The sequence below is a fragment of the Planomonospora parontospora genome, from assembly GCA_014647935.1.
In the GTDB taxonomy this organism is placed as follows: domain Bacteria; phylum Actinomycetota; class Actinomycetes; order Streptosporangiales; family Streptosporangiaceae; genus Planomonospora; species Planomonospora parontospora.
Genome location: BMQD01000012.1, coordinates 17,751 through 31,322 on the forward strand (window position 1 = coordinate 17,751; position 13,572 = coordinate 31,322).

Below are 13,572 nucleotides of genomic sequence, written 5' to 3' on the forward strand. Positions count from 1 at the left end.
GCACGAGGGCTGGATCGAGACCGGTCCCAACGCCCTGGTCTGCACCACGCCCCGGGACCTCACCGCGCATGTCCGGCTCGAACTGTGGAGTGATCGGCCTCCCGCATGTGATCGCCTCCGGGTAAGGTGAGGGCATGCTTTGACGTCTGCCCGGTGATCGGGCACCTCTGCGCTCTCCTTCGTTCGTCGCGGCTTCACCCTGGACCCACGAAGGAGACGTCTTCCATGAGCATGTCGACCCGCATCGACGTTCCTGACCTGTTCGCCGCGTCTTACGGCGCGAACGGCGCCGAGGCGCGCGCGTGGATCAATGATCTGCCCCGCCTCGGCGGCGAGTTCCTGGACCATTGGGGACTGCTGCTCGACGGCCCGGTCGCATACGGCATGGCCTCGCTGGTCCTGCCCGTGCTTCAGAGCGACGGGGCACCTGCGGTCCTCAAGCTCCAACAGCTCCGGGAGGAGACCGCCGGCACCGCCACCGGGCTGCGGGCGTGGAAAGGCGACGGCATCGTCCGCCTGCTCGACTACGACGGGGAAAGCGGCACGCAGCTGCTGGAACGCCTGGATGCGACCCGGCCCCTGTCGGCGGTGGCCGACGACGGTGCGGCCGTGCAGATCCTGGCCGAACTGATGGCCCGCCTGACGTCGCTACCCGCCCCGGAGGGGTTGCGGCGGTTGTCCGACGTCGCCGCGGCCATGCTCGACCAGGTCCCGCGGGCTGTGCCCGCGCTGCTTGATCCTGGTGAGCAGCGGCTGGTGCGCACCTGCGCGTCCGCGGTGGCCGAACTCATCGGCGAGGCCGGTGATCGCCTGTTGCACTGGGACCTGCACTACGACAACGTCCTGGCAGGGGAGCGGGAACCCTGGCTGGCCATCGACCCCGAACCGCTGGCGGGTGACCCGGGATTCGAGCTGCTGCCGGCGCTGGACAACCGGTGGGAGGAGATGGAGGCCACCGGTGATGTGGCGCGCGCGGTGCTGCGCCGCTTCGACCTGCTGACCGAGGTCCTCGGCCTCGACCGGGGGCGGGCAGCCGGATGGACCCTCGGCCGCGTGCTGCAGAACGCCCTGTGGGACGTCGAAGACGGCAAGACCGCACTCGATCCCGCCCAGGCCACCATCGCCCTGACGCTGCTGCGCCGCGGCGAGTGACCGGACTCCTGCGGAGGCGGCACGGGTGCGCGGAGGCGGTCGGTCTCGCCGAACATGACCGGCGGCTCGTTCAGCATCTGCAGAGCAGGACGTCGACGTTGCCGATCGCGTCGGCCGGGCAGGGGATGAAAATGGCTCAATGCTTGGGGTCAGTCTGCCGAAGGCCGGGGCGGGAGGTCTTCCGGTGGCGGTGGGGTGAACCCGTCCGGGATATCGAAGTCCCAGTACTCGCTGGTCATCGAGACGAGCCCGTGCAGGGCGCGCTGGCTGCGCAGCGTGGTGGCATGGGAGCGGACGCGTCGCACGCGGTCGTCTGCGGTGAGCCAGACCTCCCAGGTCATCCGGTCGGCGCCGTGCAGTCGCAGGTACTGATACAGATCAGCGGCTACCGGATCCTCATCGTGGCGAGGTCGCAGCAGGAAGGTGTAGTGACGCAGCTCCTCCCCGTCCTGGTCTTCCCGGGCGAAGGAGCGCATCTGCCCGTTGCGCTGAATCAGGGCGCTGGTCGGGCCCCACTCGCGATGGGTGTATCCCGGCAGGCTTCTCGCCCAGATCCATCGCTTGCCGGTCTTGCGCTGCTCGGCCTCGGGCAGCCGGTGGTAGATCTCAGAACCGATCCGCAGCATGCGGACCGGCCCGTCTCCCGTCGTCATCACGCCGATCTCGAGGTCATCGGCGATGTTCGCGACGCCCTGGGTACGGATCACGGTGTCGCCGCTGTGGCCGTCCAGCACAGTGGTGTGCAATGTCCGGGCGGTGCGGGGCTCCCACCGGCTGGCCAGGAAATCCGCAGGCGGGCCGACCGGTGAGCGGTCTGCGGTCAGCAGCCGGCGAAGTCGCACCATGCGTCGCAGCATATGCCCAATAGGGCAGATAGCGGGCGTCTCTTCCCGGTGAGCGCGTTGACGCGATCTGCTCCGCCATCGGGGGCGGTACGTCCGGCCACGATGGCCTGTCGAAGGCCATCGCCAAGAACGAGGGACCATCCCCGCGCGAGGTGAGGTGAACGACCAGCAGAGCGGTCAGCTCAAGCAGCCGTCCGGCCCCTTGGAAGAAGAACGGCGTGCCTGCCTACGCTGCACTGTCCTACGATGCGGGCGAAATGGTGAATTCGCGAGGGAGACCGGGGCGACTCCATCCCGACGCTCCAGGGGACCGATCATGAACATGTTCGCCCTGCAGTCCGCGCTCACGAGGCACTGCGGCTGAATGGCCCATGGATGGTGCGCCGGTAGCTGCACAGGGCCGGTATGCAGTGGGCGGCCCGAACGCGGTCCCGGCCGTGGCCGCCGTACGCATGCCCACCGCTATCCGTGCGGCGCCTGGAAGGCCGGGCGCAGACAAAGGCGAGCGTTCATCGGCCCTTGCGGCCGGTGGTTTCCGAGTAGGAAGGCCGACAGGATGCCGACAGGCAGCGCAGCCCGCGCCGCGGTTCGTGACCTGGTGGCGGCCGTCGAGCCGTACGATCCGCAGGAAGCGGCTCACCAGGCGTGGATGCTGGAGTGGATCGACTCCGGAGCGCAGCTCTTCCGCCTGGAAAAGCCCTCCACCCCGCCCCGGCATCTGGCGGTGTACGCCGTCTTGATCGACGATCCGACCCGTTCGATCATGATTGTCGACCACCTGCTCGCCCAGGCGTGGCTGTTCCCCGGCGGGCACGTCGACGACCTCGAAGACCCGCGCTCGGCGGTGTGCCGTGAGCTGATGGAGGAACTGCAGATCAGCCCTGCGTTCCATCCGCAGACCGGAGACACCCCGTTCTTCCTGACGGTCACCCGGACGCGGGGGCGGCACAGTCACACCGACGTCACCCTGTGGTTCTGCTACTCCGCGGACCGGAACGCACCGATCACTCCGGATCGGCGCGAGTTCGGCGCGGTCCAGTGGGTGCCGATCGATGACCGGCACGCCTGGCCGGACGGAGCCTATGACCCAGGCCTGGAACGCTTCCTCGGCAAACTCCGGGCGTGCCTCGACGGCGGGGGAGAGCATCGCTTCGCGGGTGGCTTGCGGCCGGCAGGCGCGTGAGGCGTTCCCTCCGAAACGGCAGCCCGGTCGTCCTTGCCGTCTGCAGCACCGGTCACACCCACGACAGGGCCAGGTGCGTGTGCCGCTTGGGAAGGATCCGGCCCACCGCCGGAGACGGCACCGCGACGCCCGCCGGATACAGGGTGAACGCCAGGTCAGGGCCGTAGCGTCGATCGTGGTCTCAGGTGCGAACGTGGTCATGGAGCATCCGGGCGAGGTCGGCGCCGCCGCGGCCGTGTTGCGTGGACGCCGAACTCGCGGCAGGCTCTCCCGCTTCGATCATCAGCTGACTCACATCACGCCAGCCGCCCCGGCGACCCGGTGTGGACAGGTCCGCCTCACCTCGGCTGCCCCTCGCTGATCTTCGGTAAGTCTTCGCCAGGGCGCGGCCGGTCGCGCTGGTCGGGCGGGGCGGCAAGGGTGCTGGGCGGCGGTGCGCACCTGTTTCAGCTTCTCCTCGGCAGGGTTTGGAGGTCGTCGTCGCGGGCGAAGTCGGGGAGTTCGTCGGACAGCAGGTGTTCGGCGCCGCCTTCCAGGAGTTGGGCCATCTCGGTGGAGCGGGGAAGCATGGTGTGCTCGTAGGCGCGGATGGCGTCGTCGATGGTGGGGGCGCCGGCGAGGGCGAGGGCGAGTTCGGCGGCGTCGAGCATGGCGAGGTTGACGCCGACGCCGAGCGGGGGCATGAGGTGGGCGGCGTCGCCGAGGAGGGTGACGGTCGGGTTGTGCGCCCAGGTGTGGGGTGCGGGCAGGGTGTGGATGGGGCGGTCGACGTAGGGTCCGTCGTTGTCGCTGATCAGGCGGCGCAGGCTGGGGGACCAGTGTGCGTACTGCTTGAGGAGCAGGGCGCGGATGGCGTCGGTGTCGTTGATGGTCAGCCCGTTCTGGGTGATCCAGTCGGCGGGGGTGCGCCGGATGATGTAGACGCGGATGTGGTCGCCGCCGTTGCGCTGGGCGAACAGGCCGCGTTCACCGTCGGCCGCGGCGGCGCCGCCCTGGCCGACGAGGTCGGCGATGTCGGGGTGGCGTTGGTCGACGTCGGAGAACCATGCCTCCAGGAAGCTCACTCCGCTGTAATGGGGGACGGCCGGGGAGACGGCGGGGCGGACCCGGGAGAAGGCGCCGTCGGCGCCGATGACCAGGTCGGTCTCGACGGTGCAGCCACCGGCGAAGTGCAGCAGGCGGGGGCCGTCGGCGGGCCCGCTGATCGTGGTGAGGGCGCGGCCCCACTGCACCGTCCCCGGCTGGAGGGAGTCCAGCAGGAGAGTGCGCAGCCGGCCGCGGTCGATCTCCGGCTTGAACAGTTCGCCGTCGCCGGGGACGTGGTGGAACAGGAGCTGGCCGTCGGGGTTCATCTGGCGCATCTCCTGCCCTTCGGGGCGGGCCAGGTCGAAGAACGCCTCCAGCAGGCCGGCCTCGCGCAGCGCGACCTGGCCGTCGTCGACGCGCAGGTCCAGGGTGCCGCCCTGGTCGCGGGCGTCCGGGCCGGCGTCGCGGTCGTAGACGGTGGCCGCCAGGCCGTGCCGCTGCAGGATGCGGGCGCAGGTCAGGCCGCCCGGTCCGGCGCCGATGACGCTGATACGGGCGTGGCGGGGTGCGGGAGAAGTCATGGCTGTTTCCTTGTGATCAGTGGTGGTCAGGGCCTGCGACAAGCGAGCCGGACGCTCACGTCCAGCCCTCGCAAGCACGCAGGCAGAGGGACGACAAAGCCTGTGATGGGCGGGTGCTGCGCCGGCCTGGAAGGATGCGCCGCCGACCTGGGGCCTTGTGACGTTGACGAGACTAAGCACAAAAGTGCAACGAGTCAACTAAGCTAATAAGTGCATAATTTGCATGGTGCCGTCACTGGGTATGCTTCATCCATGACTGTGTCTTCCATCAGCCGCCGCGAGCGCAAGAAGGCGGCCACGCGGCAAGCGATCGCCGATGCGGCCCTGCGGCTCTTCCTCGAGCGGGGCTACGACCAGGTGAGCATCCGTGACATCGCCGATGCCGCGGACGTGTCGACCACCACGGTGTTCAAGCACTTCACCGGCAAGGAAGCACTCGTCTTCGACGAGGATCAGGACCGTGAGGCACAGCTCATCGCCGCGGTCGCGCAGCGCACGCCCGGCCAGAGTGTCCTCGACGCCCTCCGCCGGCATGTCCTGGACACCTGGATCCCGATCGAAACCCACCCCCAGCGAGCCGAGTTCACCCACCTGGTGGACTCCACACCCGAACTGCGCGCCTACGCCGAGCGCATGTGGACGCGGCACACCAAAGCCCTCGCCGCGGCCATCGCCGACGCTTTCGGCGCCGACCACGATGACCTCGCCTGCGCCGCTCTCGCTCGCTACGTGCTGGAAATCCCCGCCCTCGCCCGCGGCCGCCACGACCTCCAGACCGCCGTGGAGACGATCTTCGGCATTCTGACCCACGGCTGGCGCCCGCCCATCACCGGCTGACGGGCGGCATCACCACGCGACCATGCCCATCGACCGCTTGCTCCGGGCGGCGGGCTTCGCGCAGACCCCGCCAACCCGCGGGCGGGACCGGTCAGATCTCGTCGTCCTGCTCGGCATCGGGATTGCGCAGGTCGCGGATGGCGCCGGGGGCCAGGCCGGGCAGGGCGAAGGTGTAGGTGCCGTGGACGCCGAGGTAGGAGTGGACGAACGGCGACAGCCGGGCCATATCCTCCTCCCGCACCGGATAGCCCTGCGCCTTGAGCCGGCGCACGGCGGCGTCCAGGTAGACCGTGTTCCAGAGCGTGACGCAGTTCAGGACGAGACCGAGCGCACCGAGCCGGTTCTCCAGGCCGCGCTCGTAGCGGTGGTAGAGCTCGCCCTTCTTGCCATGGCAGATCTTGCGGGCCAGGGAGTGGCGGTTCTCCTGGAGGTTGCGGATGTCCTTGATGTCGCGCCGGTAGGTCTCGTCGACGTCGATGAACGCCAGGATGTGCAAGGTCTTGAAGATCCGGCAGTAGGAGGCGATCGCCTCGCCGAGCGCGGTGGGGTGACCGTCGCGCTGCAGCATGGTGACGACGTCGTAGGCGCGCACCGTGCCGGTGTAGATCGAGGCGACCACGCGCAGGATGTCCTCCCAGTTGCGGTGGATCTTGCCCAGGTCGATTTTTCTCCGGGCGAAGGTGCTCAAGGGCCCGTAGTCGGCGGAGCCGCTGATCCGCCAGCGCTTCTGATCGGGCAGGTCCGCCAGCGCAGGCCGGTAGGAGATCCCGAGCAGCTCCGGCAGACCGAAGACCAGGTCGCTGTAGGAGCCGGTGTCGGACACGAGGATCTCGGGCAGGTTGCCGCCGTCCAGACCGAAGACGACGTCGACCATGTGCAGGGAGTCCCGGATCGTCCCCGGCGCGATCTTCGCGCCGCGGCCCATGCCACGGTCGTTCATCGCGTTCAGCCAGGTCATGCCGCGCTTGGACCCGAAGTGCTTGCGGCTGGGGCGGGCGAAGGCGGCCGGGACCGGGACGACGAACCGCATCCCGTCGACCGCGGCGACCAAGCCGCCGCCCCACGCCTGAGCCAGCGACAGATCGGCCTGCGGGTTGCGCCACCGGGTGGAGGCGTCGGCGTAGATCTCGCGGCGCTTCAAGGCCCGCCAGAACCGCTCCAGCACGCACAAGGCGTGGACGTGCCGACTCACCGAACCGTCCTCGCGCACCGGATGGCCGAACACCAGCCGCTTCCACGGGCCGTTCACCACCTCGGCGTCGACCAGGCGGCCCGGTTCAGGCGGCCGCCGTGACCACCGCGGTATCGGACGTGGTCACGACCCGGTTGCGGCCCGATTCCTTGGCCCGGTAGAGCATCTGGTCGGCGAGGAGGGTGAGCTCGCCCGGCACGCTCACGTCCGCGGGCAGGCAAGCCACGCCGATCGACACGGTGACGGTGATGGTGACATCCCCGCCGACCGTGATCGGCTCGCTGCGAACCGCCGTGAGAATCCGGTCTGCGATCACCCGCGCGTCGTCGGGCGCCGTGTCGGGCAGCAGGACGACGAACTCCTCGCCGCCGTACCGGGCCGACACGTCGCCCCGCCGGACCGCCTGGGACAGCCGCTGCGCTACCTCGCGCAGAACCCGGTCGCCCCCGTCATGGCCATAGGTGTCGTTGACCCGTTTGAAATGGTCGATGTCCAGCAGGAGCACGGCGGCCCGCCGGTTGCGTCGCTCTGCCAGGCCGGACAATGCTCCGTCCAGGTAGCGCCGGGACCACAGGCCGGTCAGCGCGTCGGTCACCGCCATCCGGCGCTGAATCGCGACCAGGCCCGCCAGCCGGCCGATGACCAGGAAGAACAGCAAACCACAGGACGCGCAGATCAGCGGAACGTACAGCGGGGCGCCGCGTAGGTACTGGACCAGCAGCGCCGCCGGGGCCAGCAGCGAGGTGAGAGCGAGCATGGTCAGCCGCGCCGGTCCGAGGTCGGGGGCGGCTACGGCGCTCGGCGCGTCAACGTCCCGCATCGAGGGGTGCGTGCCACACAGGCCGAGCAGAAGGCCGCCGGCCATCCACAGCACGGAGACCAGGAACGTCCACCGGGTTTCCCCGGCGAGCGCGTCTAACGTGTTGAGTGTGTCCGGAATGACGGTCAGCATCACGTACCCGGCGAGACTGTAGGCCGCTACCCCCTTGGGCCCGCCGTCCAGGAGATGCCGCGCGCAGAAAGCGGCCAGCAGGAGATCACCCAGGGGATACGCAGCCGCGATCAGTCGCGTCGGCAGTCCTGCATCGGTGTCACTGAGAATGGGGTCGATCACATAGATCCAGGACAGCAACGCGGCGGACACCGTGATGATGCCGGCGTCCAGCAGCCCGGGTAGGCTCCAGGCCGGCGTACGACTACGCACGATGGTCGCCTGCGTCCACACACCGACCGCGTAGGACAGCAGATAGAACACGTCCGCGACACTGGGCGGCGACGCGGTGCCGGCCAGTACACCGGACGGGAAGAACCCGCCGACGATCGCCAGCAGCATCCCGAGGATCAGCAGCCACGGCCATCGTGTCGCGGGCCGGTAGCGCCGGGCGCCGATGGCGACGGCGGTGAGACTAACCATCAGGGCGACCTGGCCGAGTACGATGCCCACGACCGCCGGAGCGCCGGCCAGGGTCGTGAACACGTACGCCGCCAGCAGAGCCGCGCCGGTGGCGAGGTACCACACCATGATTTCTCCGGTTCCGCCGACAACGAGGCCAGACTTGTTCAAGGTTCATCGACCGTCTGTGAACGGACATGAGAAACTCCGGGTACACGGTCATGGACATCCTGTTCCGTGAACCCTTTTCATCGTCGGGCGACCTCGTAGTTCTGTAGGACGGTGATGGCCTTGCACAGGTGCCAGGCCCCTTGCTGGGGCTGCAGCGGAGCCGCCGGAGGATGCGCCGGCTCTTGAGTTGGGCGTTGGCGCGCTCGCCGGGACCGCGTAGCCGGGCGTGGGAGCGGTTGGCCTGCTTCTGCGAGACGGGCTTGCCGCGGCCCTTGTACGGCGTGACGACCGGACCTTCGGCACCCTGGTAGCCCTTGCCGGCCCTCGTTCTGGCGCACTTGCGCAACGGCGATACCTACGCCCGCCTGAGCAGCGGGTTCGCCATCGGCACCACCACCGCCTGGCGCTACGTGCGTGAGGCGGTCGACCTGGTCGCCGCCCTGGCCGACGACGTGCACACCGCCGCACGCAAGGCCTCGCACCTGGCCTACGCCGCCGGTGACGGCACGCTTCTCCCGATCGACCGGCTGGCTGACGACAGGCCGTACTACTCCGGCAAACACCACCGGTACGGGGTCAACGTCCCGTTCCTCGCCGATCCGGTCAGCCGCCTGGTGGGGACCTCTCCCACGCTGCCCGGGGCGGTGCACGATCTGACCGCCGCTCGGCGGACCGGCCTGATCGACGCTCTGACCGGCGCCGGTGTCCAGGTCTTCGCCGACCGGGGGTACCCGGGCGCGGGTGGCACGATCCGGACCCCGTTCAAGCGCCACCGGCACCGGCCGCGCCTGTCGCGTTATCAGAAGTCCGTCAACCGCTCCCACGCCCGTATCCGGGCGATCGGCGAACGCGCCGCCGCGACCCTGAAGGCGTGGAAGGCGCTGGTCCGGCTGCGTCGCTGCCCACGCCGCGCCACCGCGATCGTCCAGGCCGTCCTCGTCCTGCAGCTCATCGAAGAGGACCGCTACCCAGGATGAAAAACGCTCACTATGCGGAACATTCCTGCTTTCCCGTTGACGTTATAAATCGTTTCCTGTTGATTGGCATCGGTCCTGCAGCGGTCTGCAGTGGGTTTTCCCTGTCGCGATGCCGCTGTCCGTCCAGGATCGGTCCCTTTTCCGTTTTCGTGTGCGGTTTCCACCGCGCGAAGGAGTGAGCAGATGGCAAGAAATCGCATTGTGGTGTCCCTGTCCGCCATGGCGGTGGCGGGCGGGCTGGTGGCGGGCCTGCCGGCGTCCGCCGCCGTGGCGGCCTCCCCGGCCGTCACCCCGATCTGCGCCAGTGAGTGGAACCCCGCCAAGGCGTACGCCGGCGGGCTGGTCGCCTCCTACGGCGGCCGCAACTGGCGGGCGAAGTGGTGGAACCAGAACAACGTCCCGGGCGGGTCGTCCGGCAACTGGACGGACAAGGGGGCCTGCGAGGCGAACGAGGGGAACTTCGTCGTCACCGAGGCCCAGTTCGAAGAGATGTTCAAGGACCGCAAGCCCTTCTACACCTACAGCGGCCTGGTCACGGCCCTGAGCGCCTACCCGGAGTTCGCGGCCACGGGCTCCGACACCGTCAAGAAGCAGGAGGCCGCGGCCTTCCTGGCCAACATCAGCCACGAGACCGGCGGCCTGCGCCATATCGTGGAGGTCAACACCGCGAACTACTCCCACTACTGTGACCCCGCCAAGCCGTACGGCTGTCCCGCGGGCCTGTCGTCCTACTACGGCCGCGGGCCGATCCAGCTGAGCTGGAACTTCAACTACAAGGCGGCCGGCGACGCGCTGGAGATCGACCTGCTCAACAACCCGGATCTGGTGCAGAAGGAGGCCTCGGTGGCGTGGATGACCGCCATCTGGTACTGGATGACCCAGAACGGTCCCGGCACGATGACGCCGCACGCGGCGATGGTCGGCGGGCACGGTTTCGGCGAGACGATCCGCAGCATCAACGGCCGTCTGGAGTGCGACGGCGGCAACTCCCGGCAGGTGGAGAACCGGGTGAGGCTCTACCTGGAGTTCACCGGGATCCTGGACGTCGACCCGGGTTCCGGCCTGCGGTGCTGACCGTGCGGCGGCACACCGTTCCGTCTGGCGGCGAAACGGTGTGAGGGGAAGGGCGCGGACCGTTTCCGCGTCCTTCCCCGGGTTTCGTTTCCTCGTCTCGGGGAATCGCTTTCGCATGCCTCCGTACGGTTGATTCCCCGGAATTTCAGCCTTGTGAACCACCCATGGTCTGCAGAATTCGGCAATTGCCCCCATGTGAACTCCGACGTCCTCGCACACCACGGCTACGGTCCCGCTTGCGGCAGTACGGTCGCGAAGCGGCCGGGCGGTCTGCCGCTGGGCTGCACACCAACAACCTCGGCCAGGGGCCGCCGCAGGAGGCGGAGCCGCCGGCCCAACGGCCGCAGGACGGTGCTCGCGGTCCACTTTGCCCGGCGGCGCCGCCCGGGGTGATGACGGCGTCACCCCGGGGTGCCGCCGCCGCTTCGTCACGTATCGCCGGAGCGGCGGGAAGTGCGGGGTCTGCTGTCCTGCGTGGTGGCCCGGGCGCTCTCACCGGTCCGGTCGGGAGCCGGGGCGCCGGTGGCGGGCAGCGTGAAGATGAACCGGGAGCCCCCGCCGGGGTTGTCCTCGGCCCGGATCGTGCCGCCGTGCCGTTCGACGATGCGCTTGCAGATGGCCAGGCCGAGCCCGCTGCCGGTGTACGGACCGCCCGTGTGGACGCGGCGGAAGTTCTCGAAGATCATCTGATGCCGGCCCGGGGGAATGCCGATGCCGCGGTCGGTGATCTCGACGCGGACCCAGCCGGGCCGCTCGAGAGCGGAGGTGACGGTGATGCGCGGCCGCTGATCCGGAGCGGTGTATTTGATCGCGTTGCCGATCAGGTTGTCCAGCAGCTGGCGCAGCAGCGCCGCATCGGCCCGGACCGCATCCAGCGGGCCGATGTCGAAGACCGGGCCCGGCCCGTGCGGCAGGCCGCCGCGGGCCGCGGCGACCTGCCGCACGGCGGACTCGAGCGCGACCGGCTCGAGGGCCAGGGGGGCGTCCCGCGCGGTGGCGTGCGCCAGCAGGTCGTCGATCAGTTCCTGCATCTGGGAGGCGGCGCGCCGGATGCGGGCGATGCCGTCGGCCAGCTCACCGGTCGCCTCACCGGCGGGCTCGGCGTCGAGGGCATCGGTCAGCAGCTGCGCCCAGGCACTGACGGTGGACAGGGGGTTGCGCAGGTCGTGGGCGACGATGCCGGCGAAGGCCGTCAGCTCGTCGCGCTGGCGCCGCTCGGCGGTGACGTCGTGGAAGACCACGACCACCGCCCGGTCGTGGGCGGGCAGCCGGGTGGCGCTGACGCTGAGCAGGTGCTCCTGGCGTCCGTCCAGCGGGCAGGCCAGGACGTCCATGTCGCGGACCTCGTGGCCGGACAGGGCCAGCATGTGCGGCTGCCGCCGCTCGCTGAGGGGCGTGCCGTCGGGATGCAGCAGCCGGTACGCCTCGAAGGAGACCGGCACGGACGTCGAGGGGGTGGCCCCGGCTCCCAGCAGGCGCCGGGCGGCCGGGTTGCTCATGACGACACGCCCGTCGGCGTCGACGACCACCAGCCCGTCGTGCATCGCCTCGACGATCGCCGCCAGCATCCCGGCTTGCGCGCCGAGCTCCTGTTCGGCGGCGGCCCGCTGCCTGAAGAGCGTCTCGCGTTCGTCGCGGCCGAGCGCCAGGGCCAGGCCGATCACGGCGACCATGCCGACGAAGACCTGCGCCATCAGCACCCGGGTGGTGGGGGAGCCGATCGCGGCGAACGGGCCGCCGCCGTAGGCGGTGAAGGCGACGGCGGCGGTGCCGGTGACCAGGGCGTGCAGGGCCGTGAAGGTGGCGCCGAACCGTACGGCGGTCCACACCGTCATGCTCATCAGCAGGAACGTCAGCGGCAGGTCGCGCAGGATCCAGAACGTCGCGATGTAGGCCGCGGCCGAGGCCGTCACCAGGGCGCAGAACTCCGCAATGCGCCGGTCGGGGGTGCGGGCCAGCCTCTCGCGGACCGCCTGCCGGGCCGCGGCCGGCCGGGTCAAGACACCGGGCAGGCGCTCGGACAAGCGCCCCAGGCGCAGACCGAGCGCTGTGATCACCAGGATGCTGACGAGGTTGCGGGTCAGCCACACCGCGGCCGACACCGCCGAGACTGGGCCGTCGGAGGCCTCCAGCGCGGCCGGGCCGATGAGCGCGCCGACCCCGGCACCGGCGAGCGCGGCCGCCAGCAGCCCCCACAAGTGCTGGACCCGCTCGAAAGCCCCCCAGCCCGGGGCGTTCCATACCTGCGGGCAGGAACGGGTGAACACGGCCAAGAAGACCAGCAGCTGCGCGACGTTGGCCGCCGCGAGGGCGGCGCTCAGCGGCAGGCCCGCCCCGGTCACCAGGTTGCCCGCAAACGTGATCGCCGCCAGCACCGATACGTCCAGCCACCGGTACCGCACGTGCCGCTGGGCCAGCAGCCACACCGCCCCCACCCCGGCGGCCGGCCATATCAGCCCCAGCTCCGTCCCGCCGATCAGGTCCATCCGGCCGATGAACACCGCGGCGGCGTACAGCACGGTGAACACCGCCGTGCGGCGCGGTGTCATGCCGCTACCCGGCATCGGGACGGCGCTGCGCCGGGTAGCGGGTCGCGGACACGGGGCGCCGACACCGCATCACGGCGCGCCACCGGCCGCCGCCGTGACCGGAAAGGCACAGGCATCCACGGGTCTTCACGTGAGACGGCGGCCGCAAGGCCGGGGCCGAGCCCGGCCGGCAGATCTGCGGCCGCGGCCGCGACCGCCTGGTGCAGGTGCTCGTGCAGGTCGTCCGATCCCGGGCGGCCGAGGCCTGCGGGGGCCGACAGCGGGCTGCCGGTCACCTCGTACCGTTCGGCGGCAGAGGGCGAGACGCCCGCGGTGAAGAGCCATGACCTACGACTACCAGGATCGACCACTCTAAGTAGCCATATTCAGTGAATGTGTCACTCAAGGTGATGTCTGCTTGCGCGCGCTCACCGCCGTTCCGCGCCTGCAGGCGAAGGGCGGCCATAGCGCCCGAGAGGGAGGTCGACCATTGCCTTGACCAACTGTTGACCAAAAGTGTTCGAGCATTTACTTTTAGTGACAGGGGGGAAGGCGGACATCTTCCCCGGCCGTGAACGACACGGGCCCGGCTTTCCGTTCACCGTCCTCGGCC

At 69.9% G+C, this 13,572-nt stretch carries 9 protein-coding genes and 2 pseudogenes; 5 read left to right on the plus strand and 6 right to left on the minus strand.

The features are described 5' to 3' along the window. Positions 1–225: 225 nt before the first annotated feature. Positions 226–1,152: an aminoglycoside phosphotransferase family protein gene (locus IEZ07_RS19335; RefSeq protein ID WP_191896019.1), complete on the plus strand. Its 927-nt coding sequence runs from the start codon at positions 226–228 to the stop codon at positions 1,150–1,152. Between the two features lie 149 nt (positions 1,153–1,301). On the opposite strand, the gene IEZ07_RS19340 is transcribed toward IEZ07_RS19335, so the two are convergent. Further along, positions 1,302–1,997 carry a hypothetical protein gene (locus IEZ07_RS19340; RefSeq protein WP_191896020.1) on the minus strand — a complete coding sequence of 232 codons (696 nt, stop codon included), beginning with the start codon at positions 1,995–1,997 and terminating at the stop codon, positions 1,302–1,304. A gap of 598 nt (positions 1,998–2,595) precedes the next feature. Here IEZ07_RS19340 and IEZ07_RS19345 point away from each other — a divergent pair. Next, on the plus strand, positions 2,596–3,180 hold the full coding sequence (locus IEZ07_RS19345; RefSeq protein ID WP_191896021.1) for an NUDIX domain-containing protein: 585 nt from the start codon (positions 2,596–2,598) through the stop codon (positions 3,178–3,180). 446 nt (positions 3,181–3,626) lie between these two features. Here IEZ07_RS19345 and IEZ07_RS19350 read toward each other — a convergent pair whose 3' ends face one another. Continuing rightward, positions 3,627–4,787: an FAD-dependent oxidoreductase gene (locus IEZ07_RS19350; RefSeq protein ID WP_191896022.1), complete on the minus strand. Its 1,161-nt coding sequence runs from the start codon at positions 4,785–4,787 to the stop codon at positions 3,627–3,629. 252 nt (positions 4,788–5,039) lie between these two features. Here IEZ07_RS19350 and IEZ07_RS19355 point away from each other — a divergent pair, with 252 nt between their 5' ends. After that, the gene (locus IEZ07_RS19355; protein WP_191896023.1) at positions 5,040–5,624 is read left to right on the plus strand and encodes a TetR/AcrR family transcriptional regulator; all 585 of its coding nucleotides are present in this window, start codon (positions 5,040–5,042) and stop codon (positions 5,622–5,624) included. Positions 5,625–5,715: 91 nt separating this feature from the next. On the opposite strand, the gene IEZ07_RS19360 is transcribed toward IEZ07_RS19355, so the two are convergent. From IEZ07_RS19360 to IEZ07_RS19370, 3 genes and pseudogenes are all read right to left on the minus strand, one after another. Then, positions 5,716–6,816, minus strand: coding sequence for a Tn3 family transposase (locus IEZ07_RS19360; protein ID WP_191896024.1), 1,101 nt, complete (start codon positions 6,814–6,816; stop codon positions 5,716–5,718). Between the two features lie 85 nt (positions 6,817–6,901). Continuing rightward, positions 6,902–8,338 carry a GGDEF domain-containing protein gene (locus tag IEZ07_RS19365; RefSeq protein WP_191896025.1) on the minus strand — a complete coding sequence of 479 codons (1,437 nt, stop codon included), beginning with the start codon at positions 8,336–8,338 and terminating at the stop codon, positions 6,902–6,904. Between the two features lie 119 nt (positions 8,339–8,457). After that, a pseudogene (locus tag IEZ07_RS19370) lies at positions 8,458–8,669 on the minus strand (transposase family protein); the annotation flags it as partial. Between the two features lie 34 nt (positions 8,670–8,703). Here IEZ07_RS19370 and IEZ07_RS19375 point away from each other — a divergent pair. Beyond that, positions 8,704–9,357, plus strand: a pseudogene (locus IEZ07_RS19375) (transposase family protein); the annotation flags it as partial. A gap of 183 nt (positions 9,358–9,540) precedes the next feature. Continuing rightward, a complete protein-coding gene (locus tag IEZ07_RS19380; protein WP_191896026.1) occupies positions 9,541–10,431 on the plus strand; it encodes a glycoside hydrolase family 19 protein in 891 nt (296 codons plus the stop codon). Between the two features lie 428 nt (positions 10,432–10,859). On the opposite strand, the gene IEZ07_RS19385 is transcribed toward IEZ07_RS19380, so the two are convergent. Next, positions 10,860–12,980 carry a sensor histidine kinase gene (locus IEZ07_RS19385; protein ID WP_191896027.1) on the minus strand — a complete coding sequence of 707 codons (2,121 nt, stop codon included), beginning with the start codon at positions 12,978–12,980 and terminating at the stop codon, positions 10,860–10,862. Positions 12,981–13,572: the final 592 nt, after the last annotated feature.